The sequence below is a fragment of the Pseudomonas sp. RIT-PI-r genome (assembly GCF_001297015.1).
Classification (GTDB): domain Bacteria; phylum Pseudomonadota; class Gammaproteobacteria; order Pseudomonadales; family Pseudomonadaceae; genus Aquipseudomonas.
In genome coordinates this window covers 75882-99703 of sequence record NZ_LIGE01000036.1, presented here as the reverse complement: position 1 = coordinate 99703, position 23822 = coordinate 75882, and the positions used below count along the sequence as shown (strand labels likewise).

18 protein-coding genes are annotated in these 23822 nt (G+C 59.1%); 8 read left to right on the top strand and 10 right to left on the bottom strand.

Annotation, left to right across the window (positions count from 1 at the left end; all coding sequences use genetic code 11):
• Positions 1 to 26 precede the first annotated feature (26 nt).
• Positions 27 to 782 (top strand): spermidine synthase, encoded by a 756-nt coding sequence (locus AK821_RS20835; protein WP_064391389.1) that lies wholly within the window; start codon positions 27 to 29, stop codon positions 780 to 782.
• A 110-nt stretch (positions 783 to 892) separates the two neighbouring features.
• Here the strand turns inward: AK821_RS20835 and AK821_RS20830 are convergent, their stop codons facing one another.
• A complete protein-coding gene (locus AK821_RS20830; RefSeq protein ID WP_064391388.1) occupies positions 893 to 1684 on the bottom strand; it encodes a crotonase/enoyl-CoA hydratase family protein in 792 nt (263 codons plus the stop codon).
• Positions 1685 to 2107: 423 nt separating this feature from the next.
• Between AK821_RS20830 and AK821_RS20825 the strand changes: the two genes are divergently transcribed.
• Entirely contained in the window at positions 2108 to 3781 is a 1674-nt protein-coding gene (locus tag AK821_RS20825; protein ID WP_008088238.1) for a DEAD/DEAH box helicase, read from the top strand.
• 166 nt (positions 3782 to 3947) lie between these two features.
• Here the strand turns inward: AK821_RS20825 and AK821_RS20820 are convergent, their stop codons facing one another.
• Complete coding sequence (locus AK821_RS20820; RefSeq protein ID WP_064391387.1) at positions 3948 to 4715, bottom strand: DODA-type extradiol aromatic ring-opening family dioxygenase; 768 nt, start codon at positions 4713 to 4715, stop codon at positions 3948 to 3950.
• A gap of 103 nt (positions 4716 to 4818) precedes the next feature.
• Here AK821_RS20820 and AK821_RS20815 point away from each other — a divergent pair, with 103 nt between their 5' ends.
• The gene (locus tag AK821_RS20815) at positions 4819 to 5466 is read left to right on the top strand and encodes a thiopurine S-methyltransferase (protein WP_064391386.1); all 648 of its coding nucleotides are present in this window, start codon (positions 4819 to 4821) and stop codon (positions 5464 to 5466) included.
• Between the two features lie 195 nt (positions 5467 to 5661).
• On the opposite strand, the gene htpX is transcribed toward AK821_RS20815, so the two are convergent.
• Together htpX and AK821_RS20805 are read right to left on the bottom strand one after the other, a co-directional pair.
• The gene (gene htpX, locus AK821_RS20810; protein WP_007908619.1) at positions 5662 to 6549 is read right to left on the bottom strand and encodes a protease HtpX; all 888 of its coding nucleotides are present in this window, start codon (positions 6547 to 6549) and stop codon (positions 5662 to 5664) included.
• Between the two features lie 304 nt (positions 6550 to 6853).
• A complete protein-coding gene (locus tag AK821_RS20805; RefSeq protein WP_003226761.1) occupies positions 6854 to 8065 on the bottom strand; it encodes a pyridoxal phosphate-dependent aminotransferase in 1212 nt (403 codons plus the stop codon).
• Positions 8066 to 8292: 227 nt separating this feature from the next.
• On the opposite strand from AK821_RS20805, the gene msrB reads away from it, so the two are divergent.
• The 3 genes from msrB (at position 8293) to AK821_RS20790 (ending at position 9817) form a co-directional block, all read left to right on the top strand.
• Positions 8293 to 8688, top strand: a complete 396-nt coding sequence (msrB, locus tag AK821_RS20800; RefSeq protein WP_064391385.1) for a peptide-methionine (R)-S-oxide reductase MsrB — start codon at positions 8293 to 8295, stop codon at positions 8686 to 8688.
• Positions 8689 to 8873: 185 nt separating this feature from the next.
• The gene (locus AK821_RS20795; protein WP_064391384.1) at positions 8874 to 9359 is read left to right on the top strand and encodes a glutathione peroxidase; all 486 of its coding nucleotides are present in this window, start codon (positions 8874 to 8876) and stop codon (positions 9357 to 9359) included.
• Entirely contained in the window at positions 9356 to 9817 is a 462-nt protein-coding gene (locus tag AK821_RS20790; RefSeq protein WP_064391383.1) for a MarR family winged helix-turn-helix transcriptional regulator, read from the top strand. The genes AK821_RS20795 and AK821_RS20790 overlap by 4 nt, the downstream gene beginning before the upstream one ends.
• Here AK821_RS20790 and AK821_RS20785 read toward each other — a convergent pair.
• Positions 9801 to 12122: a hybrid sensor histidine kinase/response regulator gene (locus AK821_RS20785; RefSeq protein ID WP_064391382.1), complete on the bottom strand. Its 2322-nt coding sequence runs from the start codon at positions 12120 to 12122 to the stop codon at positions 9801 to 9803. The two genes, AK821_RS20790 and AK821_RS20785, sit on opposite strands and share 17 nt — an antisense overlap.
• Before the next feature lie 166 nt (positions 12123 to 12288).
• On the opposite strand from AK821_RS20785, the gene AK821_RS20780 reads away from it, so the two are divergent.
• Both AK821_RS20780 and AK821_RS20775 read left to right on the top strand, forming a co-directional pair.
• Positions 12289 to 13179, top strand: coding sequence for an ATP-binding protein (locus tag AK821_RS20780; protein ID WP_064391381.1), 891 nt, complete (start codon positions 12289 to 12291; stop codon positions 13177 to 13179).
• Positions 13176 to 13658: a GAF domain-containing protein gene (locus AK821_RS20775; protein WP_064391380.1), complete on the top strand. Its 483-nt coding sequence runs from the start codon at positions 13176 to 13178 to the stop codon at positions 13656 to 13658. Before AK821_RS20780 ends, AK821_RS20775 begins: the two co-directional genes overlap by 4 nt.
• Here the strand turns inward: AK821_RS20775 and AK821_RS20770 are convergent, their stop codons facing one another.
• The 5 genes from AK821_RS20770 to AK821_RS20750 form a co-directional block, all read right to left on the bottom strand.
• Positions 13659 to 16604 carry an HD domain-containing phosphohydrolase gene (locus tag AK821_RS20770; RefSeq protein WP_064391379.1) on the bottom strand — a complete coding sequence of 982 codons (2946 nt, stop codon included), beginning with the start codon at positions 16602 to 16604 and terminating at the stop codon, positions 13659 to 13661.
• Positions 16605 to 16653: 49 nt separating this feature from the next.
• Positions 16654 to 20295, bottom strand: coding sequence for a transporter substrate-binding domain-containing protein (locus AK821_RS20765; protein ID WP_064391378.1), 3642 nt, complete (start codon positions 20293 to 20295; stop codon positions 16654 to 16656).
• 8 nt (positions 20296 to 20303) lie between these two features.
• A complete protein-coding gene (locus AK821_RS20760) occupies positions 20304 to 20930 on the bottom strand; it encodes a response regulator transcription factor (RefSeq protein ID WP_064391377.1) in 627 nt (208 codons plus the stop codon).
• Between the two features lie 326 nt (positions 20931 to 21256).
• The gene (locus AK821_RS20755; protein WP_064391376.1) at positions 21257 to 22585 is read right to left on the bottom strand and encodes a deoxyguanosinetriphosphate triphosphohydrolase; all 1329 of its coding nucleotides are present in this window, start codon (positions 22583 to 22585) and stop codon (positions 21257 to 21259) included.
• A gap of 69 nt (positions 22586 to 22654) precedes the next feature.
• Entirely contained in the window at positions 22655 to 23818 is a 1164-nt protein-coding gene (locus AK821_RS20750) for an EAL domain-containing protein (protein ID WP_064391375.1), read from the bottom strand.
• Between the last annotated feature and the right edge of the window lie 4 nt (positions 23819 to 23822).

Genomic DNA, 23822 nt, shown 5'->3' with positions numbered 1-23822 from the left:
GCGCCCGGTGACCATCAGGAGACGAAATGACTGAGGAGCGCGTCGAGCATCTGCTCGCCGAAGTACAGGATGAGTTCGGCGTGATTCGCGTGCTGGAAGTGGCCGATTACCGCTTTCTCGAGTTCGGCGATGCCATCGAGCAGAGCTGTGTGTTCACCGCTGATCCGAGCTGGCTGGAATACGACTACACCCGGGCGATGCTGATTGGCGCGTTGTGCCATGAGCAACCGGAGAGTGCGCTGTTTCTCGGGCTCGGTGCCGGAACGCTGACTCAGGCCTGCCTCAGGTTTTTGCCGCTGGAAGATGTCGAAGCCATCGAGTTGCGCCCTGACGTGCCGCGTCTGGCCATCGAATACCTGGGCCTGGATGATGATCCGCGTTTGTACATTCGCGTCGGTGACGCCATTGAACTGCTGCCGACGGCAGAGCCTGCGGATCTGATTTTTGTCGACCTGTACACCGATGTCGGCCCGGGTGTCGGGCATCTGGCCTGGAGTTTTCTCGGTGACTGCCAGAAGCGCCTGAATCCGGGCGGCTGGCTGGTGATCAACCAGTGGGCCACCGATGACGGCAAGCCGCTGGGCGCGGCGTTGTTGCGCGGGCTGTATCACCGGCATTACTGGGAGCTGCCGGTGAAGGAGGGCAATGTGATTCTGATTGTGCCGGCGGACCTTGATCAGATGTTGGACATGCAGGCACTGACTGCGCGGGCCGAGGCGCTGGCGCCGCGGTTGGGGTATTCGTTGCAGTCGTTGATCAACAGTATTCGCCCGGCCACCTGAGGCTGTTGGCCTTGCTGGCCCTATCGCGAGCAGGCTCACTCCTACATTGAAATGCGTTCCCTTGTAGGAGTGAGCCTGCTCGCGATGGCGTCATGACAGGCGCCAAATTTTCAGATCCCTTTGAAGATCCCGGGTCGCCGCTCCACCAACGACCGCACTCCCTCCCTGGCATCCTCACTCGCCAGCAACTTCTTCACCAGTGCCGGCAACCCTTGCGCCGCCGCCGTCTCACCTTCATATCGCGCCTGCCGCGCCGACATCAACGTCGCCTGCACCCCCAACGGCGCCTGCCGGGCAATCCGTTCAGCCAGTTCAATCGCCCGTGGCAGCAGATCTTCACTGGCCATCACTTCCTGCACCAGTCCCAAGTGCAAGGCTTCGTGCGCATCAAACTCATCGCCGGTCAGCAGCCAGCGCATGGCATTACCCCAACCGGCAATTTGCTGAAAACGTAAAGTCGCGCCACCAAAAGGAAAAATCCCACGCTGCACTTCCATTTGTGCGAAGCGGGTATTGCTCGCACAGAGATTGATATCTGCCGCCAGCATCAACTCGATGCCGATGGTCAGGCAGTACCCTTGCGCGGCGACAATCACAGGTTTGCTCACCCGAGGTCCGACAAAAACCCCCCACGGATCGCAACCGCCGGTCGGAACCTGCCAGCCTTGGGCCAAAGCCGAGCTGGCGTTGACCAGATCCAGACCGGCGGTAAAGTGCTCGCCGTGGCCAAACACCACCGCTACCCGCGCCTCACTGTCGGCCTCGAACTCGCCATAAGCCAGGCTCAGGTCATTGAGCAGGTCGAGATCGAAAGCATTGCGTTTGGCCGCTCGATCCAGGCCAATCAGGTGGACGTGACCTCGGCGTTCTCGGCTGACGCGGCCGGCACAGGGCTGATTCATGGCGAAATCCTCGGGCGGGAAGGGCGGGGCAGCGACGGTATGCCGCAGCGCAGTGAATCGTTTAAGCGTCATCACCCGCAGGGCCGGGCCTTTGAAAAATAGACCTTGGCGCGATTATCCGCAAAACCCCGTTACATAGCGGTGACACACGCATTCAGCCGATAAAAAAAGCTCCCTTTTCGGGCGAAATCCGGTATAGTGCGCGCCGGCCTTTAACCGGGCCGCGTTTAGGTAGCGCAATTCCCCGAAGTCAGCTTCGGCTGCACGTCCGCATTGCGGGCTCTTCCCGGACGATTCTTTTTTTTCATTCATTCGTTTTCGCAAATCCCCGCCGACAAAGCTGCCAGGGCGACTCTTGAGTCTCAACACGGCATGCGCAGCTTTGGAGCATGGGTCTTTGCGGATGCACTTAGAGGCAGACCCATGACCCAGGAAACCGGCGGATTCGCCGCTTTTAATCTTAACCCGAATATTCTTGCAGCCGTCGCAGCGACCGGCTACGAAGAGCCTTCGGCGATTCAGCAGCAATCGATCCCGATCATCATGGCCGGCCAGGACATGATTGGTCAGGCGCAAACCGGTACCGGTAAAACCGCCGCGTTCGCACTGCCTATTCTGCACCGCATCGATCCTGCCAAGCGCGAACCGCAAGCCCTGATCCTGGCGCCAACTCGTGAGTTGGCGCTGCAAGTAGCAACCGCTTTTGAAACCTACGCCAAGCAAATGCCGGGCGTTACCGTTGTGGCCGTTTACGGCGGCGCGCCGATGGGCCCACAACTGAAAGCAATCCGTAATGGCGCACAGATCGTTGTCGCCACTCCGGGTCGTCTGTGCGACCACCTTCGTCGCGACGAAAAAGTTCTGTCGACCGTTAACCACCTGGTTCTCGACGAAGCTGACGAAATGTTGAAACTGGGCTTCATGGATGACCTGGAAGTCATCTTCAAGGCTCTGCCAGCGACCCGTCAGACCGTTTTGTTCTCGGCTACCCTGCCGCAGTCGATCCGCGCCATTGCCGAACGCCATCTGCGCGATCCGCAACACGTGAAGATCCAGACCAAGACTCAGACTGTTACCGCGATCGAACAGGCTCACCTGTTGGTTCACGCTGACCAGAAGACTTCGGCCGTTCTCAGCTTGCTGGAAGTGGAAGATTTCGACGCTCTGATCATGTTCGTACGTACCAAGCAGGCGACCCTGGATCTGGCCAGTGCCCTCGACGCCAAAGGCTACAAAGCTGCGGCGCTGAACGGCGACATCGCCCAGAACCAGCGTGAGCGCGTCATCGACTCGCTGAAAGATGGCCGTCTGGACATCGTTGTCGCGACCGACGTAGCTGCTCGTGGTCTGGACGTTCCGCGCATCACTCACGTGTTCAACGTTGACATGCCGTACGATCCGGAATCCTACGTTCACCGTATCGGCCGTACCGGCCGTGCCGGTCGCGAAGGTCGTGCACTGCTGCTGGTGACTCCGCGTGAGCGCCGCATGCTGCAAGTGATCGAGCGTGTAACCGGTCAGAAAGTTGCCGAAGTACGCCTGCCGGACGCTCAAGCCGTTCTCGATGCGCGCATCAAGAAACTGACCAACAGCCTGTCGCCGCTGGTCGCTGATGCCGAGTCGACTCACGGTGAGTTGCTCGATCGTCTGACTGCAGACATCGGCTGCACCCCGCGTGCTCTGGCTGCAGCCCTGCTGCGCAAAGCCACCAACGGTCAAGCGCTGAACCTGGCTGCCATCGAGAAGGAACGTCCACTGGTGCCGAACAACGCACCGCGTGGCGACCGTCCTGAGCGCACTGGCGACCGTCCTGATCGTGGTGACCGCGAGCGTCGCGCGCCAATGCCTTTGGGCGAAGGCCGTGCTCGTTGCCGTACCGCGCTGGGTGCGCGTGATGGTATCGCTGCGAAAAACCTGCTGGGCGCCATCCTTAACGAAGGCGGTCTGGCCCGTGAAGCGATCGGTCGCATCCAGGTGCGTGACAGCTTCAGCCTCGTTGAGCTGCCGGAAGATGGTCTGGACAAACTCCTGACCAAACTGAAGGACACTCGCGTTGCCGGTAAGCAGTTGAAGCTGCGTCGCTATCGCGAAGATTGATCCGCCTCTGGGCTGATTGATCAAGCATGAAAAATCCCCGACTGGTTCGGGGATTTTTTTTGCCTGCTTTTCGAGATCAAAGGATCGCAGCCTTCGGCAGCTCCTACAGGGGGAACGCATTCCAAATGCAGGAGCTGCCGAAGGCTGCGATCTTTTGATTTTGCTTTTAACCGAAGCGGTAAATATCCATGCCCAGCGCACCCATCGTGAAGCCCTGATGTGCCACGCTGAACTCACCGCCCGCGCCTCGCGCGAAATAAAGCGGCAACAAATGCTCATCACTCGGGTGGCTGCGCACTGCATGCGGCGCCTGCTGGCGATAATCATGCAGCGCTGCCTCATCGTCGGCCGCCAACTTCTCGATCACCCAGTCACGGAAATCACGTGCCCACGGCTCGACACTTTCCGGGCCGGCGTGCCAATCCAGTTCGCGCAGGTTGTGCGTGATGCTGCCGGATCCGATCAGCAAAATACCTTGATCGCGCAGGCTCGCCAGTGCCCGGCCGACACGGGTTTGCAGCGCCGGACCAGCACGGCTCGGCAGCGAGACTTGCACCACTGGAATATCCGCCTGCGGATACATCAGTGACAAAGGAACCCAGACGCCGTGATCGAATGGACGCTGCGGATCGAGGCGTGCGGGCAGGTTGTTGGCTGTCAGCAAATCAGCCACTTCGGCAGCCAGTTGCGGATCGCCCGGTGCCGGGTATTGCACTTCAAACAGTGCGCGGGGGAAGCCGCCGAAGTCGTGCCAGGTTTCTGGTTGCGCATGGCTGCTGACCAGCAACTCATGGCTTTCCCAATGCGCAGAAACGATCACGATGGCTGTGGGTTTCGGTAATTCGGCTGCCAGCCGCGCCAGCGCCGGGCCACTGGCACCGGGCTCCAGCGCCAGCATGGGTGAACCATGGGAAATAAACAGGCTGGGAAACATGATGGGTTCCTGAGCGTTAAGATGCCCTCATCTTCAGTCAGATCATTGATCTAAATCTAATATAAGTTTTAACGCTTTTTGATCGAATTATTGGGGGTGATGCATGCAGCCTGAGTTTTGGCACAAGAAGTGGGATTCGGGGCAGATCGGTTTTCACCAGCCGGAGGTGAATCCGTATTTGCAGCGACACTGGGCGGTAGCTGAAACGGCGCGAGTGCTCGTGCCTTTGTGTGGGAAAAGTCTGGATCTGGCGTGGCTGGCCGGGCGCGGTCATCAGGTGCTCGGGATTGAACTGTCGCAAAAGGCTATCGAGGACTTTTTCAATGAGCATCAGGTGCAGCCGCAGATCAGCCAGAAGGGCGCGTTCAAGGCCTATCGTGGTGGCGCCATCGAGCTTTGGTGCGGTGACTTCTTTGCGCTGACGGCGAGCGATGTGGCCGATTGCACCGCGTTGTACGACCGCGCCGCGCTGATCGCCTTGCCCGCGCCGATGCGTGAACGTTATGCGGCGCATCTTCAGCAGATTCTGCCGTTGGGTGTGCAGGGACTGTTGATTACGCTGGATTACGATCAGACGCAGATGCCGGGGCCGCCGTTTGCGGTGGGGGATGATGAGGTCAAGCGGTTGCTGAGTGGTGCTTGGCAGGTGCAGGCGCTGGAAGAGCAGGATGTGCTGGGAGAGAGCGGGAAGTTCCTGCAGGCGGGTGTGACGCGGCTGGAGGAGCGGGTATACCGCGTGTCTTCCCGATAAATAGCGTGGGATTTTCTGGCGTCATCGCGAGCAGGCTCACTCCTACAGTGATTTGTGCTGAATCGCAGATGTGTGGCCGGCACAGAACCTGTAGGAGTGAGCCTGCTCGCGATGAGGCCAGTGAGAACAGCCAATTAATCAAGGCAAAAAAAAGGCCCGCATCACTGCGGGCCTCTTGTTTTTACGTCAATCTGATCAACCGCGACGACGCAGAGCGTCAATACGCTCTTCCAGCGGCGGGTGGCTCATGAACATGCGGGCAAAACCCTGTTTGATGCCACCGTTGATGCCAAAGGCATTCAGGGTGTCCGGCATGTGCACCGGCAGGCCCTGCTCGGCGCGCAGACGTTGCAGTGCGCCGATCATCGCGCTGGTGCCGGCCAGACGTGCACCGGCTTCGTCGGCACGGAATTCGCGCTTGCGCGAGAACCACATGACGATCGCACTGGCCAGAATACCCAGCACCAGTTCGGCGAAGATGGTCGCCACGTAGTAGGCGATGCCCTGGCCTTCTTCGTTCTTGAAGATCACCTTGTCGACGAAGTTGCCGATGATCCGCGCGAAGAACATCACGAAGGTGTTCACCACGCCCTGGATCAGCGCGAGCGTCACCATGTCGCCATTGGCTACGTGACCGATTTCGTGGGCCAGTACGGCTTTCACTTCATCGGGCGAAAAACGCTCCAGCAGGCCCTGACTGACCGCGACCAGCGCGTCGTTCTTGTTCCAGCCAGTAGCGAACGCGTTCGCCTCGTAGGCCGGGAAAATGCCGACCTCGGGCATCTTGATCCCGGCTTCGCGGGACAATTGCTCGACGGTTTGCAGCAGCCATTGCTCATGACGGGTACGTGGCTGGCTGATGATCTGGGTACCGGTGCTCATCTTTGCCATCCACTTGGAGATGAACAGCGAGAACAGCGAGCCGGCGAAACCAAAGACCGCACAGAAAACCAGCAGCTGACTAAGGTCGAGATCAACCCCGTTGGCCGCCATGAACCCGTTGAAGCCGAAAAGGCTCAGGGTGATGCTGGCTATCAGCACGACCGCCAGGTTAGTGGCCAAAAACAGCAGGATGCGCATCATGGTTGTAGAAATCTCCTCAAGCTAAAGATGTAGCGTACTGCGGGGTATATAAGGTGCCGCACCGGGCTATTCAACTGAGTGACTATTTCAAACTGTGTCCTACAGCGGATTCCTCGGTGTGCAGTCCGTTTCCCACAGCCAATACCGACATGGGCGAGGACCAGCCGCGTCCCGTCGCCATTACGTCAGACGCAAGTGAGCGGTACGAATCGCAAGTGTAGAAGGCGTGCACGGAGGTGCGATGCAGAAGTGTTGCTGAATCAGACAGTGCGCAACGTTCGAGCCGTTGCGCACTGCTGGCCAGTTACTGGCGGTAGGACTTGAGGAAGTTGCCGATACGACCGATGGCCATTTCCAGATCGTCGACGCGGGGCAGCGTGACGACGCGGAAGTGATCCGGCCACGGCCAGTTGAACGCTGTGCCCTGTACCACGAGTAGCTTCTCGGAGAGCAGCAGATCAAGGACGAATTTCTCGTCGTTGTGGATCGGGCAGACTTTCGGGTCAATCCGCGGGAAGGCGTAGAGCGCGCCCATCGGCTTGACGCAACTCACCCCCGGAATATCGTTGAGCAGCTCCCAGGTGCGGTTGCGCTGCTCGAGCAGACGCCCTTGCGGCAGCACCAGATCGTTGATGCTCTGATAGCCACCGAGGGCGGTCTGGATGGCATGCTGGCTCGGCACGTTGGCGCACAAACGCATGTTGGCCAGCATGTCGATGCCTTCGATGTAGCTCTGGGCGTTGTGTTTCGGCCCGGAAATGGCGATCCAGCCGGAGCGGAAACCGGCCACGCGGTAGGACTTTGACAGGCCGTTGAAGGTCAGGCACAACAGGTCCGGCGCCAGCGAAGCGGTGCAAATGTGCACGGCATCGTCGTACAGGATCTTGTCGTAGATCTCGTCAGAGAACACCACCAGGTTGTGCGCACGGGCGATTTCCAGCATGCCCAGCAACACTTCCTTCGAATACACCGCGCCGGTCGGGTTGTTCGGGTTGATGATCACCATGGCTTTGGTGTTCGGGGTGATCTTGGCCTTGATGTCGGCCAGGTCCGGGAACCAGTCGGCGCCTTCGTCGCACAGGTAGTGCACGGCGTTGCCACCGGCCAGGCTGACGGCGGCGGTCCACAGCGGATAGTCGGGGGCCGGCACCAGCACTTCGTCGCCGTTGTTGAGCAGCGCCTGCAACGACATCACGATCAGTTCGGAGACGCCGTTACCCAGGTAGATGTCTTCGATGCCGACACCTTCGACATTCTTCTGCTGGTAGTACTGCATCACCGCTTTGCGCGCGCTGAACAGGCCTTTGGAGTCGCTGTAGCCTTGCGCAGTCGGCAGGTTGCGGATCACATCCTGAAGAATTTCGTCCGGCGCCTCGAAACCAAACGGCGCCGGGTTGCCGATGTTCAGCTTGAGGATGCGCTGGCCTTCCTCTTCCAGTCGTTTGGCGTGCTTGAGCACCGGGCCGCGAATGTCGTAGCAGACGTTGGCGAGCTTGTTCGATTTGCTGAACTGCATGGCGATGTGATCCCGAAAATGAACGATCCAGACGCTGTATGAACTACCGTACTGGGAATCCTGCATGTGCACGCCAATCGGTGGCCGGCACTCAACGCTGCAAAAAATCCGTTTGAGTGCGTGTAACGTGGCTGCCAGACTGGCGTCAAAACAAGGCGCAATCATACGTGCCACCCGATCCGTGGAAAAGGTACAGATCGGGCTTTTTCAGCCGCTGAGGTGTGATGATGGAAAAGTTGGAAAAAACCCTGGAAGAATGGAAGGCCATGCTCGATCCGCAGCAGTACGAGGTTTGCCGCCTCAGTGCGACCGAGCGACCGTTCTCCGGCAAATACAACGACACCAAAACCGATGGTGTTTACCACTGCGTCTGCTGCAACGAGCCGCTGTTCGATTCCAAGACCAAATTCGATTCCGGTTGCGGCTGGCCGAGCTTCTACGCGCCGATTGGCGACAGCGCGATGACTGAAATCCGTGATACCACTCACGGCATGATCCGCACTGAAGTGAAGTGCGCCCGCTGCGATGCGCACTTGGGTCATGTGTTCCCCGACGGCCCACCGCCAACCGGTCTGCGTTATTGCATCAACTCGGTGTGCCTGGATCTGGTACCCCGCGAGTAATGCGAGCCCCGTAGGAGCTGCCGAAGGCTGCGATCTTTTGATTTTGATTTTTTTTTTCAAGATCAAGATCAAAAGATCGCAGCCTTCGGCAGCTCCTGCACGTATCAATTTCAAATATTAAATTGCACACAATTTAATTGCTCGCTATGTTTGGCCTTTCCCGACAGTCTGCGGAGCCCCCTGCCATGAGCGACAACCTGCTGAATATTCCGTGCACCACTATCAAAGGCGAGCAAAAGACCCTGGCCGATTTCGCCGGCAAAGCGGTATTGGTGGTCAACACCGCCAGCAAATGCGGTTTCACCCCGCAGTACAAAGGCCTCGAAGAGCTGTGGCAGACCTACAAGGATCAAGGCCTGGTCGTGCTGGGCTTCCCGTGCAATCAGTTCGGCAAGCAGGAGCCGGGCAACGAAGGCGCAATCAGCGAATTCTGCGAGCTGAACTTCGGTGTCAGCTTCCCCCTGTTCAAGAAGATCGACGTCAACGGTGCCGGTGCCCATCCGCTGTTCGTGCAGTTGAAGAAGCGCGCTCCCGGTGTGCTCGGCTCCCAAGGCATCAAGTGGAATTTCACCAAGTTTCTGATCGGCAAGGACGGCCAGTTGGTCAAGCGCTTTGCCCCGGCCACCAAGCCGCAGGATTTGAGCCGCGAGATCGAAGCCCTGCTCAAATGAACAATCTGTCGGTCGATTCGCTGAAGCTCGACAATCAGTTGTGCTTCAAACTGTATGCCGCATCACGGGCAGTGATTCGTGCCTACAAGCCGATGCTCGATCAACTCGGCCTGACCTATCCGCAATATCTGGCGATGCTGGTGTTGTGGGAATGGCAGGACGCCGCACCGGAACAACCGACGGTCAAGGCGTTGGGCGAACGCCTGGCGCTCGACTCCGGCACGCTGACGCCATTGCTCAAGCGTCTTGAGCAATTGCAACTGGTGCAGCGGCAGCGCTCGGTCCGCGATGAGCGGGAAGTGCACTTGAGTCTGACGTCTGCCGGCCAGGCGTTGCGCGAGCAGGTCGGGCCGCTGAAGGCGCGCCTGCTGTGCGACAGTGGTGTGGATCTGGACCGGCTCAATGATTTGCGCGCCGGCCTCGATCACCTCTTGGGTCAGATCAAAGCGTTGTCGTAGTCGGCATCCATTGATCCAGCAGTGCCGCCAGTTCCTCCCGGCGGAACGGTTTCGCCAGATAGTCGCTCATGCCCGCCGCCCGGCAGCGCTCGCGCTCCTCGGACATGGCGTTGGCGGTCAGGGCAACAATCGGCAGATTCGGCCAGCGCCCGCTCTGGCGAATCTGCCGGCTGGCTTCGTAGCCGTCCATGACCGGCATGTTGCAGTCCATCAGGACCATGTCGAACTCGTGATACTCCAACTGATCCAGTGCTTCGGCGCCATGCGCGGCCACCACAACCTCGCAGCCGAGCTTGCCGAGCATGCCCTTGGCCACCAATTGGTTGACCGGGTTGTCCTCGACCAGCAGCACCCGCCCGCGTCGCACGCCGGGTGAGGATTCGAGGCGAGCATCGTTGATCGTGACGGTGTCCGGTTGCAGCGTGCGACGCAGATTCTGATAGAGCGCATTGCGCGCCAGCGGTCGTGCCTGTTGCTGCAAGGGCGCGAGCGCGGCGGCCTCTTCGCTGGGCAGGAAACTGCCGTAGGCAGTCACCAGCAGAATCGGCGCGACGAGTGTCGGGCGCAAACCGAACAGGCATTCCGGACAATCGGTGATCAACACATCGGGCGTCAGGCCCAGGAGCGAATCGTCGATGGTGCGCTGTTCATACTCGAGACCCCAGACCGGCAACATGCTTTGCAGCAACTCGGCCAGGCCGCTGCTGCCCGCAGTGATAGCCAGTACTTTGCCGTGCAGTGGCGCCGGGGCCAGCGCCCGGGTATGGCAGGGCAACGGCAACTCGGCGCAGAACTGACTGCCGAAACCGGTCTCGGAACTGATGGTCAGGCGTCCCTGCATGGCCTCGCAGAGATTGTAGGTCAGCGCCAGTCCCAGCCCGGTGCCGCCGTACTGACGGGTAATCCCGGCGCCGGCCTGGGTGAACGGCTGGAATATTTTCACCTGGGCGTCCTGGGCGATGCCGATTCCGGTGTCGCAGACCTCGATGCGCACGCCATCCTTATAGGCCGACAGGCGTACATCGACGCGGCCGAAACGGGTGAATTTCAGCGCGTTGGACAGCAGATTGCTGACAATTTGCCGAACCCGGGTCGGATCGCCCAGTACCAGTGCGGGGAAGTGTGGATCGATGAGGCAAGTCAGCTCGACGCTCGGCGCGGCATTCTGCGACAGCAGGTTGGCGGTGTCTTCGATCAGCGAGCCGAGATCGAAAGGGATATTTTCCAGTTCCAATTGCCCGGCATCGAATTTGGACAGGTCAAGAATGTCGTTGAGCAACTCCACCAGCACCTTGCCGGAGTCATGGGCAATCGACAGCTGTTGCTGCTGTTCGGCATTCAGCGGACCGTCGAGTGACAGCGCGATCATTCCCAGTAAACCATTGAGCGGCGTGCGGATTTCATGGCTCATGTTGGCGAGGAAGGCCGAGCGCGCTTCGGCCATTTCCAGCGCAGTACTTCGCGCTACTTCAAGTTCCTGGTTGGACTGGCTGAGCCGGGCGTTGATTGCCTTGAGTTCGGCAGTGCGCGCCGAGACGATGTTTTCCAGCTGACCGAGATAGTCGGTCAGGCGGTTTTCGGCGTTACGTCGTTGCTGGATCTCGGTGGCAATGTTTTCGAACTGCTGGTTGGCGACTTTGACCAGTACGCCAATTTCGTCATTGCCATGTCCGGCCGGACATTCCAGGGTCGTCGGCTCGGCTGCACGGGGGTCACGCCCGCTGAGTTCGCGGATTACCCGCACCAGTGGTTTGGTCAGCATGACGTAAAACAGCGCCAGCAGGATCCCGGTCAGAATCAGGCTGCGGGCGAAACCATTGAGCAGGGTGATTTCCGCGCGGCGCAGAAAGCGGCTGCCGAAGGCATAGGTATCGACTTCAAGGCTCAAGACACCAAGAGATTCGTTGGGCAGGTGATCCAGATAGAGGCGGTCTTCGAATTGCCGCTTGGCGCCGAACAGGAAGTCGCTGATCACCCGATAGCTGTTCTGCAGCTCGGGGCGTTTGACACTGGCCAGCACCGTACCGTCGTTGTCGGTCAGTTGCGCCGAGATGATCGCCGGCGAACGCAGCAATCCCAGCGTGAGTTCCTGGGCCAGTTCCGCGTCGATGTTGTAGGCGATGCGCGATGCCGGGTTATGGCTGATTTCCAGCAAAGACAGGATTTCACGATTGATGGAGGCGTCTTCGCTGGCATAATCGATGCCGATTTGCAGCAGGCTGAGCAGCGTGCCCAGAATGAACCCGACCAGCACAGTAAGCCTGGCTTGCTTGTACGACAGCCGGTGGGTGAATTTGATATCCATGGGGTGTTGAACCACTTCCGTTTCCCTTCGCTGCTCAAGCATAGTCGATCATGTATGGATACCGAGGTTCTCGAATCGCCTTGTAACAAGGCGCGGTGCGGGGGTTTAAATCTGTGTGTCGTCGCAGGGTTACCATCATCACTTTGAAACTGCCTGAGGAGAAGACGTGGATTCCCGATTGAATGCTTTTCTTGAACGCGCCGAGTCGGTTCTGGCGCGGATCGAACCGCTCCTGCCGGCACCACGCCCCATCATTGACTGGAGCACCTGTCTGGCGGCGCGCTGGCAGCGTGACGGGCGCAATGGGTACCTGTTGCCGCTGGAGGTCAGCCTCGACATGCGCCTGTCCGACCTGATTGGCGTCGACCGTCAACTCGAGCAACTGGGGCGCAATACCCAGCAATTCCTCGACGGCATGCCGGCTAACCATGCGTTGCTCTGGGGCTCGCGCGGCACCGGCAAATCCTCGCTGGTACGGGCGCTGCTCGCGGAACACGCCAATGCCGGCTTGCGTCTTATCGAAATCGAGCGCGACCATCTGGCTGACCTGCCCCGCGTGGTCGAACAGATCGGTAAACTGCCACAACGCTTCGTGCTGTTTTGTGATGATTTGTCGTTCGAGTCCGGTGAAGGCGATTACCGGGTCCTTAAAAGCGTGCTCGACGGTTCTCTGGAGCAGGCACCGGATAACGTCTTGCTCTACGCGACCTCCAACCGTCGCCACCTGGTGCCTGAAAAGGAAAGCGACAACGAGAACTGGAAACGCGTCGATGGCGAGCTGCACCCAAGCGAAGCGGTCGAAGACAAGATCGCACTGTCGGACCGATTTGGCTTGTGGCTGTCGTTCTACCCTTTTACCCAGGAACACTTCCTCGACGTCGTCGAACACTGGATCGGCCAACTGGCCGCCAGGGCCGGCTTGAGCTGGCAGCGCGACGAAGAACTGGACATCCTTGCCGTGCGCTGGGCCACCGGCCGCGGTAATCGCAATGGACGTTGCGCGTATCAATTCGCCCGATACTGGGTGGGACTGAAATTGTTGGAGCACAAGGCATGATTGATTTGCAACAAAGCGGCCAAGGCCTCGAAGGCTATGGCATGTTGGTCGCTCAACTGGAGTCGCTGCTGGCTGACGAGCGCGATTTCATCGCCAACGCCGCGCAGTTTTCGGCGTTCCTGTTCAACCAGCTCGATGATCTGAACTGGGCCGGTTTCTATCTCAATCGCAACGAAGAATTGGTGCTCGGCCCGTTCCAGGGGCAAATCGCCTGTGTGCGTATTCCATTCGGTCGTGGTGTGTGCGGCGCGGCGGCAGCCACTCTGCAAACTCAGCGAGTCGAAGATGTGCACGCGTTTCCCGGGCATATCGCCTGCGACAGCGCGTCGAACAGTGAGTTGGTGGTGCCTTTGGTCAAGGACGGGCGCCTGATCGGTGTTCTCGATCTGGACAGCCCGAAACTTGCGCGTTTCGGCGCCGATGATCAGGCCGGTATCGAGCAATTGGCGTCGATCTTCCTGCGTCTGACCGACTGCTGATCATGTGGTGAGGCCAGCCTTGTGCAACAGGCTGGCCGGATCCACGGTGTCGATTTGCTGTGGGTCGAGAAAACGTGCGGCGTATTGCAGGTACACGCCTTCGTTGACGAATAATCCAAACAGCTGTGCATCGATGTGCGCCTCGCGGCACATCGTCGCCATGATTCCCAATGCCTCGCTCAGCGATTTGGCCTTTTTGTAGGGACGGTCGGCTGCCGTCAGCGCCTCGAAAATATCGGCAATCGCCATCATCCGTGCCGGCAGGCTCATTTCTTCGCGTTTCAAGCGTTTCGGGTAACCGGAACCGTCCATTTTTTCATGATGACCGCCAGCGATTTCGGCGATGCTGTCGAGGTGCCCGGGGAAGGGCAGGTGACTGAGCATCATGATCGTTTGCACCATGTGGTGATTGATGATGTAGCGCTCCTCGCGGGTCAGCGTACCGCGGGTGATGCTCAGGTTGTACAACTCGCCGCGATTGTATTTATAGCGTGGCACATCCAGCTTGAAACCCCATGGATTGTCTTCGGGTATCAGTTCGTTCCTGTCTCGTTCAAATAAATGTTCCGGTTTGTCCGCCAGCAGGGGCTCGCTGATCGGCAGCGTCGGCGCAGGCGTGCGTGCCTGACGGCGGTTTTCGTCCCAGGAAACGCCCAATCGATCATCCAGTGTGCGCGTCCAGGTTCGTCGGGCGAGCTCATCAAGGCGTTGCAGATCTGCTTCGGCCATGGCCTCACCGCCCAGATTGCAACGTGCAACGAAGGCGAAGTCTGCGTCCAGCGCAGCCAGAGTGGCATCACGCAGGTCGCCCAATGCTGCTTCGTCACCGCCCTTTGCCAGCGCTTGCCAATAATCGACCCAGGCATCGCGCTTGAGCACCTCGAAGCGGGTGCGAATCTCGTGGATACGGTCGTTGAGTGTTTCCAGTTTGGTGGCTTTGTCGACCACGTACTCCGGTGTCGTGACCTTGCCGCAATCGTGCAGCCACGCCGCGATGTGTAGCGCCTCCCAGTCATCCTCGGTGGGCTGGTAGGCACTGAACGCCGGTGCCTGGCTGGCTGCTGCGGCTTGGGCGAGCATCAGGGTCAGCTCCGGCACGCGCTGACAGTGGCCGCCGGTGTACGGACTTTTGGCATCGATTGCCCCGGCGAGCAATTGAATGAAAGCGTCCAGCAGCTGTTTCTGTTTCGCCTGCAGGCGCTGGCTTTCAATACTCACTGCTGCAGCGCCGGATACCGCTTGCAGGAAGGCGATGCGATCGGGGCGCAGTTTGTCCAGATCGGCAGGAGTGCCGCTGTCATTGACCAGCAGAATCAGCAAGCCAATGGTTTCGTTGTGGCGGTTGCGCAGGCGTATACCGATCAGATGCACGCGCGGTGAAGTCATCGCCAGCAATACCTTTTGCAGATCCCTGGCCTGTTCAAAGCCGAAATTGCTCACCACATTGTCGGCGTGCACCAATTGCTCGAACCATGCCGGCCCCTGATTCGTTTGCAGGTCGTGCCCCTGAATATCGAATGTTTCCAGGGTTTGCGAGGCGCCATCGATCACCAAACCGTAAGGCTCCATGCGGCTGCCATCGCTCTCGCGCAGGTAAATAAGACCTGCCTGCGCCTGAGCGATCTGCACCGTCTCGAACAGTACCCGTTGCAGTAACGGCGCGAACCGGGTTTCGGCGCACAGACTGTCGGTGATGCGAAAGAAGCTCGCCAAGGTGTCCTTCATGCGCGCCATAGACAGGCTCAGTTGGTCAACTTCCAGCACGGGCGAGCGCCGGGTCACCGGGAAATTGAAATCGAAACTGCGGATCGCATCGGCTTCCTTGACCAAGGCGTGCAAGGGTTTGACCAGCGTGCGCGAAATCAGCCAGCCCAATGGAAGGCACAACAGCAAGGTTGCCAGCGTTATCAGCGCACCTTGCCAGCGCATGCGGTAAGCGTCGACGAGCAATTCATCCTCTGGCACCAGCAAGGCCATTTGCAGGCCTTGCGGTCCGCCTTCCTGCATGCTGCTGCGGGCAACGATCCATTGGCGGCCATCGACTTTTATGCGATTGCCTTGATGCTCGCCGGACAACAAGGCGTGCAGGCGCGGGCTCAAGTCCGCAGCCTTGGCCAGGCGCGCGGTGCGGTCGTCGACGATCAGTCGACGGCTGTCCGGCCAGGCCACGGCGTTGCCCTCGGCATCAAACAGGACGATCTCGGTGGCCGGCGTCACTACATGCTTGATCAGCGTCGCCGAGAGTGCGGCGAGAGTCAGGTCAGCGCCGATGACTGTCGTGTCACCGCTGCGCCGGGCCAGAGTGGTACCGACATTGTGAGTGGAGAAAAATACATAAGGTTCGGTGGTGATCTGGTCGCCACTTTCTCGTGCATTGCTGTACCACGCCCGGTTACGCGGATCGTAACGGTCATCGGGGTTGTCCTGGCGGGCAAGGAGCGACAGACCCTGATCGAAAAACAATGACTGTGAACGCGAGCCTGCACCGCCGTCGCGCTCAATGCTCCAGATTTGATAAGCCGCTGCCGGCGGCGCCTTGAGTTGGGTCTTCAGGGCTTCGCTGCGCAAGGCCCGCACCATGAAAAAATCGCCATTGCCGAAGCCGAGGTAAAGCGAGGCGAGGTCAGGGTTGTCCTTGAGTGACTGGCTGAAAGGTTTGAGTAGAGCCAGGCGCTGTTGCAGATCAGGTGCCTGGGCGGCGGGGTTGTCTGCCAGCAGGCTCAGCAAGTGGCGTATCGGCTGGTAGGTGGCGTGCAGATCCAGGCGCACGTCCTGTTCGATGCGATTGAACAGATGCTCACTGCTCGAAAGAATGATGCGGGTCGTCTGGCTGTAATTGAACAGCCCCAGCACCACTGCAGTCAGCAACATCAGGAAGGTGAACATCACGCTGATATGCACGTGCAGAGGGAACCGGCGTTGATCCGTGCGCAGTGGGCTGGGCATTGCTGACTCTCCATGGGGAATAAACACACTGCTCAGCGCCCAAGCATAGTTAAGGCTCGGTCATTCTGCTTTTACGGTTCTGTTCCAGCTGTTGCTGCAGTGCCTGCTCCAGTTCAACCATGGCCGCGTCGGTGGCTTCGCAGCGCTGAGCGATGATCGGTGCGGTCTGCATTTGTACACAGGCCTGCTCCAGTGCTTCGCAACAGGTAATCAGGCGCGACGCCTGAGCGATCCGCGCGGCGCCCTTGATCTTGTGTGCCGTCACGATCAACGCTTCGCGGTCTGTGTGCGGCGACAAGGCCAGCAGTTCCTGGCGATCCAGCCGGCTGCTGTTGAGCAGTTCGTGGAGCAAACGCTGGATCTGCACAGGACTCTCACCCGTTAGCTGACTGAGACCTTCAAGGTTGAAGGTCGGCGCCGGGAAGGCCGGTTTCAGTTCGTTGACCCATTGGCTCAGCGCGCTGAGGCTCAGTGGTTTGAACAGGCAGTCGTTCATGCCAGCCTGTTTGCAGCGCTGGATCTCCTCAGGTTGGGCGTTGGCCGTGAAGCCCAGTACGGTACACGGTGGTTTCCCTGTCAGATGCTCCTGCTGGCGAATCGCCCGGGTCAGTTCATAGCCATTCATGACCGGCATATTGCAGTCGGCGATGACCAGATCGAATTCGCCGGTCTGCCATTTCTCCAGTCCGCTTTGACCCTCTTCGGCCAGACTGAAACGGTGTCCAAGGAACTCCAGTTGCTGGCACATCAATAGACGATTGGCCGGATGGTCATCGACCACCAATATGTTCAACGGCGCAAAAGCCATCCGGATCGGCGGCTCGCGCCGAGCGGTGCTCACTTCACTGGGTAGCGTCTGTAGTGGCATGGACAGGCAGACCTGGGTGCCGATGCCGGGCTGACTGCACAATTGCAACCGGCCACCCATCATTTCGCAGAGGCTGCGACTGATGAACAAACCCAGGCCTGCGCCGCCACGGGTTTGCTGTTGAGCGTTGTCGGCCTGGGAAAATGGTTCGAACAGTCGTTGCTGGTCTTCGGCGCTGATGCCGACACCGGTATCCTGAATCGTCAACTGGACCAGTGAGTGCTCGGGCGTGCCACCGGGCAGTATGTCGAGGTTGATACGAATGCGCCCGCATTCGGTGAACTTGATGGCGTTGCTTATCAGGTTCGACAGCACCTGCTTGAAGCGCAACGGATCCAGCTGTACATCGACGTCCAGTTCCGGTGGATTGACGCTCAGTGTCAGGGGCAGGTTTTTCTGTCGGGCCAGGCCATCGAAGATTCTCACCACCGACGCCACCGTTTCAACAAGGTTGACCCGTTCCGGGCTCAGGCTCAGGCGGCCGGACTCGATTCTGGCGATATCGAGGATGTCGCCGATCAGTCCCAGCAGATCCTTTGCCGAGTGGTAAGCGGTGTCGATGGACGAGCGGTCCGGATGCTGCGGGTTCATGCGCTTGAGAGTCAGTTCGAGCATGCCGATTACCGCATTCATCGGCGTGCGGATCTCGTGGCTCATGGTCGCCAGAAAGGTACTTTTGGCACGGTTGGCATCATCGGCCTGTTCCTTGGCCAAGCGCAGCTCATCGAACAGTTGGCGGCGCTCGCTGATGTCGATCCAGCCACCGATGATGCCTTTGACTTCGCCGCTGGAATCACGGTAGGGCAATATCCAGTGATAGATCGTCAAGCGTCGGTTACCGATATGCAACGGACGATCAAGCACCAACGGCCTGCCTTCAGCCACCACCCGTTGGTAATCCGCCTGGTATGTCTGGGCTTCGAAAGCGTTGCTCAGTGTGCCCTGCATGACACTTTTGCCGATGACGTCTTCGCGTTTGGCATTGAACGCATCAAGGTAGCTGTCGTTACAGCTCTGCAGCAAACCCTGACAATCACGCACATAGATGGGATGGGGCGTGCCGTTGACCAGCGAACTCATGAATTCGAACTGATCATTCAAGGCCCGTTCGGCCATCTTGCGTTGTTTGATCTGCCGACGCATGTAGGCGTTCCAGAGCAGTGACAGCAACAGGAGCAGGCAGGCAACGCCAATCAACTGATAGAACAGGCGCTGGTAATGACGCCAGTTGCTTTGCGCCGCTGTCGAGAAACCCCGCCAGCGACTATTGATCACGCCCAGTTCTTCGGGCGTGATGCTCAGCAGCGCCTTGTCGAGGATTGATCCCAGCTCGGTGTTGCCTCGCGCAATGGCCAGTGAAAAAGCCGCCTGACGTGTGCCCAGGGTGGTGGTGATCTGCAATGGGTGTTCGAAGATGCGCGATGAAATCAGATAGTTGGCAATCACCAGCGAGCTGACGGCACCGTCAACCTTGCCCTCGGCGAGCAAGGTCGCGGCACTGAAGGTATCGGATGTTTCAATGACGTCGATGTGCGGAAACTCGCGGCGCAGATAATCGGTCAAGGGACTGCCTTGGGCGATCGCCAGGTATTTATCTTTGAGCTGGCTCAGATGAGAAGGGCTGTCAGCGGCTTTGCGCGTCAGCAGAACATAGGAGTTTTCCAGGTATGGGCGGCTGAATTGCAGGTCTTTCTCACGTTGCGGACTCGGTAGCAGGGCGGCGATCAGATCGGCCTGATGCTGGCTGATCTGTTCAATCATTGCGTCATCGCTGCGGCTGCGGCGAATTTCGAAGCGTAATCCGGTGCGCAAGCGCAGCAGTTCCAGCAGATCGGCGGTGATGCCACGGAAATTGCCGTCGCTGTCGAAGAATGTCAGCGGAGCGAGGGCGTCGTTCACCACCACTCGAATAACCGGGTGCTGTTTGAGCCATTCTTCCTCATGACGGGTCAATTGCAACTTCTGGTCGGTCAACAGAATGTCGCTGCCGGCACTCCAGCGTTTGGCGATACTGTCGCGCTCACTGCGCGGAACAGCATTGAGCACGGTGTTGATGATGCTCAGCAGTTGTGCGTTGCCGGTGTGTACGGCAAAGCTGAAGCCATGGGCTTCCTGTTTGCCGAAGTTGGCCATGCGAATGTTGTTCAGGTAACCCTTGTTGATCATGTAGTGAGTGGAAATGGTGTCACCGAGAAACACATCGGCCTGGTCGAACGCGACCGCGTTGATTGCATTCTGATAGGACGGGTAGGAGGTGAGGATGGCCTTGGGGTAAAGAGCCTTGACTTCTTCCTTTGGCAAATAGTGATAGACCATGCTCAGACGCAATCCGGCCAGCCCTTCGGTCAGCGAGCGAGTCTCATCCTCTCGGGTCACCAGCACTGGTTGATCAATGGCGTAGGGGATGGAAAGCACGATGTCGGGGTTGCTTGCTTCGAATCCGTTGGCGCTGCCGAGCATATCGACCTGACCCGCCAGCAGCGCCTTCAGGGCCGCGTCCCGGGAGGCGAAGCGCTCGATGCGCACTTGCAGGCCCGTGGCCTGGCCGAGAAAACCAGCGTAGTCCGCCGTAAAACCCTCGTAGTCGCGTCCGCTGGCCGTCATGTCGAACGGCGGATAGTCCGGGGCGGAGGTGCCCAATACCAGTTCATGTCGTCCCTGCAACCATTGCCGTTGTGAGGCATCCAGAGGCAAGGCCATCAATTCGAACGTCGACCGGCTACGCAGGACATAGCTTTGCGGGGCGAGAAGGGAGGCCAGAACCTGGGTGCTCAGGAACAGGCCGGCAATAAACCCGGCAACATGGACAAAGCGAATGGGCATGCGGGCTCTCACACTAACGCGTTACGTTTGGCCATCTCGATAAGTTCCACCAGGGACTTGGCTTTGAGTTTTTGCATCAGGCGTTTTTTGTAAGTACTGACGGTCTTGTTACTGAGGAACATGCCTTTGGCGATTTCCTTGTTAGTGCGTCCTTGGGCAAATAACTGCAAGACCATTAGTTCGCGGTCATTGACGGATTTGAACAGCTCAAGTTCGGCATAACGGATATCGTCGCTGCGGACAGGATTGAGTGCCTGGCTGGGGAAATAGTTATAACCGGAGAGAACGGCCTTGATGGCGCTCACCAGTTCGCTGAGGTCTTCTTCCTTGCACACGTAACCGGATGCACCGGATTGCATGCAGCGAATACCGAAGAGTGTCGGGCATTGTGCGGTCAGTACGAGAGTCTTGAGCGGGGTGCTCATGGCGTTGAAACGGGCGAGAACCTCCAGGCCATCGAGCTTGGGGATGCTGATATCAAGGATGACCAGATCGGGCATGCATTCGCGGACCATTTGCATGGCATCGACCCCATTATCGGTTTCGCCGACGACCTTGTAGCCTTCGTGCTCCAGCAGCATTCGAACGGCAAGTCGGATGACGGGGTGATCATCGACAATAAAAACGGAGTTCATAATCAAATCCCATACGTACGCGAATAAAGCGCGCACCTTAGCTCAGATGGATGAGCGCTCGCATGAGCTGAGGGGGCTCCAGCGGCAATATAGGATTATTCCTACACACTAAAGGGAATTCGACTACGGTTGAACTAGGTGCGGTGTTAGGAAGTGAGGGGTGTATGTTTGTCGGAGCGTTTAAGTTGTTTCAACAATACCGGATTAATGTTTATTAATGTTTCGGGAAATATTTTAAAGATTTATTAGCCTCATAAGGGGCCGATGGCTGCTCACCATGCCCGCACTCAACCGGCCACGCAGGCTGACCGGTTGAGACGAACACGTCAGTGACTGGAGCGACCGGTCATTTCCAGCGCCATGTCGCTGGCGTAACTGTCGGTCATGCCGGCGATGAAATCGATCATGCGCAGAAAGGACGCGTGCAGAGGCCCATGCGGGTCAGGTGCATTGTTTCCCAGCAGGTCGAGGATTCGTCGGCTCTTGAACGACGGCGTGCGGCCATTGTGCTGCTCGAGTGCCGCACCGCAAAACGCGTTGAGGAGGATCTCCAGCGTGGTGTAGGCACCGATTTCATGCAGAGTCTTGCGTTTATCCTGAAAGATTTTCTTGCGGGCAATGTCCTTGGCGTTCAACACGCAGCGTTTGGCCGGACCGTGCATGTGCTCCACCAGATCGCCTTGCAGGGTGCCGGCGAGCAATGCCTCCTGCTGCTCGACGAATGCTCGCGCTGCCGCATTGGTCAAATGCTCGATGGCTTTGCCGCGCAGAATCGCCAGTTTGCGCCGGCGTGAGTCCTGCGGACCGAGCTGGCGGTAAGTCTCCGGGAGGTCATCGCCGACCAGACCGAGCAGTAGCGACTCTACTTCGGCGTATTCGAGCAACTCCATCTCCAGACCGTCTTCCAGATCGATCAGCGCGTAGCAGATGTCGTCGGCGGCTTCCATCAGATAAACCAGCGGATGGCGCGCCCAGCGCTGGTCTTCCAGCTGTGGCAGACCCAGCTTGTGGGCGATTTGCTCGAGCAGCGGCAGTTCGCTCTGATAGCAGCCGAACTTGTGCTTCTTGTAACCGAGCGAGTCAGCGTGACGGGCCGTCCACGGATACTTCAGGTAGGTGCCGAGGGTCGCGTAGGTCAGGCGAGTGCCGCCGTCGAACTGGTGATATTCCAGCTGCGTCAGTACCCGAAAGCCTTGGGCATTGCCTTCGAAATTGAGGAAGTCACCGCGCTCGGCTTCGCTCATTGCATCCAGCCAGCCACGCCCGGCAGCCTGTTGGAACCAGTGACGAATGGCATCTTCACCGGAATGTCCGAAGGGCGGGTTGCCGATGTCATGGGCCAGACATGCCGATTGCACCACCATGCCCAGATCACTCGGGTCGCACCAGTCGGGCAGGGCGCTGCGCAGGGTTTCGCCGACACGCATGCCCAGCGAGCGGCCCACGCAACTGACTTCCAGCGAGTGGGTCAGACGCGTGTGAATATGGTCGTTGCTCGACACCGGGTGCACTTGGGTCTTGCGCCCCAAGCGGCGGAAGGCGCCGGAGAAGATGATGCGGTCGTGGTCTTTGTGGAAAGGGCTGCGGCCGAGTTCTTGCGGGCTGTGCAGCGGCTTGCCGAGGCGTTCGCGGTTGAGCAGGGTTTGCCAATCCAAGGCTGATTCTCTCCGTCAGGATGACTGTTGCCCTAGCTTCCCGGTTCGTGCGCATGCCTGCAAGCGGAACTACAACCCCGCCGCATCAATGTCGATCAACAATAGCCGCTCGCCGTTGTCGAAAAACTGCCCGGCCGTCAGGCAATACTGATTGCTGGTGGCGTCACGGTAGGTGTTGGACAAAGTCAGGCGCCGCTCCTCCCAGCCTTCGGCGAGCAGGTGATAGAAGTACGGACGCCACGACCAGTTGTGGCCCAGGTAGCGGTTATCGGCGACCCAGCCGTTGTGCCGCCATTCGAGGTTGGGGGTTAGCTGCGTGCCATGCCGGTCGCACTGATAAAAGCGCAGCAGCCAGGGAAAGGCTTCCAGTTGCGGCAGTGCGCTGAGCGGTGCGTGTGCCCCGGCCCAGCCTTGCAGGATGGCCATCAATTCGCCGAGTTGCTGGCGCATCTGCATCAAGCGCCCGCGCTCGGCGAGTTTTTGTTGCACGTAGCGCTGGCGCAGTTCGGCGAAGCGCGGCACGAAAGTATCGGTGGCAAAGAACGCTTCCTGCGCGCGGGCGAAGAGAAAACCCTGCACGTAACGCGATCCGCACTCGAGGGCGAAATTCAGCTGGGCATCGGTCTCGACCCCTTCGGCAATGATCCAGCAGCCGGTTTTCTCGGCCATCTGCGCGAGTGCCTTGACCACCTCACTGCTCGGCCCGCCAAGGGCGGCTGCCTGGAACAGGCGCATGTCGAGTTTGAGGATGTCCGGTTGCAGCGCCAGTACGCGATCAAGTTGTGAATAGCCCGCGCCGAAATCGTCAATGGCGATTCTCGCGCCAGCGTCGCGATAACGCGCAACGACTTCGGCCAGACGTTGGCCGTTCCCGCCCAGTTCAGTGATTTCAAACACAATGCGTTGCGGATCGACATGGTGTCGCGCCAATTGTTTAAGGCTGGGCAATGCCTGGTCCGGGCGCAGACGGCTGATCCAGCGCGGCGACATGTTCAGGCTGAGAAACCAGTCTGCCGGCGCTTCATGCAGACGGCTCAGGGCATTGTCACGGATCTGCCGGTCGAGGCGGCGCAAGGCAATGGCTGGCAGGCGCGGGTCGGCGAACAGCGGCCCGACTGACGTCAGTTGACCGTCATTCTGGCGCAGGCGGCCCCATGCTTCGACGCCTGCAATACGTCCGGTGGCGGTATCGATGAAAGGCTGAAAGCAGGCGAGCGGTTGCCCGTCGATCACGGAG

What these genes read in the sequence shown, in the direction of transcription:
- AK821_RS20835 (WP_064391389.1), top strand. Translation starts at nt 27, where the DNA reads ATGACTGAGGAGCGCGTCGAGCATCTGCTCGCCGAAGTACAGGATGAG.
- AK821_RS20830 (WP_064391388.1), bottom strand. Translation starts at nt 1,684, where the DNA reads ATGAATCAGCCCTGTGCCGGCCGCGTCAGCCGAGAACGCCGAGGTCAC.
- AK821_RS20825 (WP_008088238.1), top strand. Translation starts at nt 2,108, where the DNA reads ATGACCCAGGAAACCGGCGGATTCGCCGCTTTTAATCTTAACCCGAAT.
- AK821_RS20820 (WP_064391387.1), bottom strand. Translation starts at nt 4,715, where the DNA reads ATGTTTCCCAGCCTGTTTATTTCCCATGGTTCACCCATGCTGGCGCTG.
- AK821_RS20815 (WP_064391386.1), top strand. Translation starts at nt 4,819, where the DNA reads ATGCAGCCTGAGTTTTGGCACAAGAAGTGGGATTCGGGGCAGATCGGT.
- htpX (WP_007908619.1), bottom strand. Translation starts at nt 6,549, where the DNA reads ATGATGCGCATCCTGCTGTTTTTGGCCACTAACCTGGCGGTCGTGCTG.
- AK821_RS20805 (WP_003226761.1), bottom strand. Translation starts at nt 8,065, where the DNA reads ATGCAGTTCAGCAAATCGAACAAGCTCGCCAACGTCTGCTACGACATT.
- msrB (WP_064391385.1), top strand. Translation starts at nt 8,293, where the DNA reads ATGGAAAAGTTGGAAAAAACCCTGGAAGAATGGAAGGCCATGCTCGAT.
- AK821_RS20795 (WP_064391384.1), top strand. Translation starts at nt 8,874, where the DNA reads ATGAGCGACAACCTGCTGAATATTCCGTGCACCACTATCAAAGGCGAG.
- AK821_RS20790 (WP_064391383.1), top strand. Translation starts at nt 9,356, where the DNA reads ATGAACAATCTGTCGGTCGATTCGCTGAAGCTCGACAATCAGTTGTGC.
- AK821_RS20785 (WP_064391382.1), bottom strand. Translation starts at nt 12,122, where the DNA reads ATGGATATCAAATTCACCCACCGGCTGTCGTACAAGCAAGCCAGGCTT.
- AK821_RS20775 (WP_064391380.1), top strand. Translation starts at nt 13,176, where the DNA reads ATGATTGATTTGCAACAAAGCGGCCAAGGCCTCGAAGGCTATGGCATG.
- AK821_RS20770 (WP_064391379.1), bottom strand. Translation starts at nt 16,604, where the DNA reads ATGCCCAGCCCACTGCGCACGGATCAACGCCGGTTCCCTCTGCACGTG.
- AK821_RS20765 (WP_064391378.1), bottom strand. Translation starts at nt 20,295, where the DNA reads ATGCCCATTCGCTTTGTCCATGTTGCCGGGTTTATTGCCGGCCTGTTC.
- AK821_RS20760 (WP_064391377.1), bottom strand. Translation starts at nt 20,930, where the DNA reads ATGAACTCCGTTTTTATTGTCGATGATCACCCCGTCATCCGACTTGCC.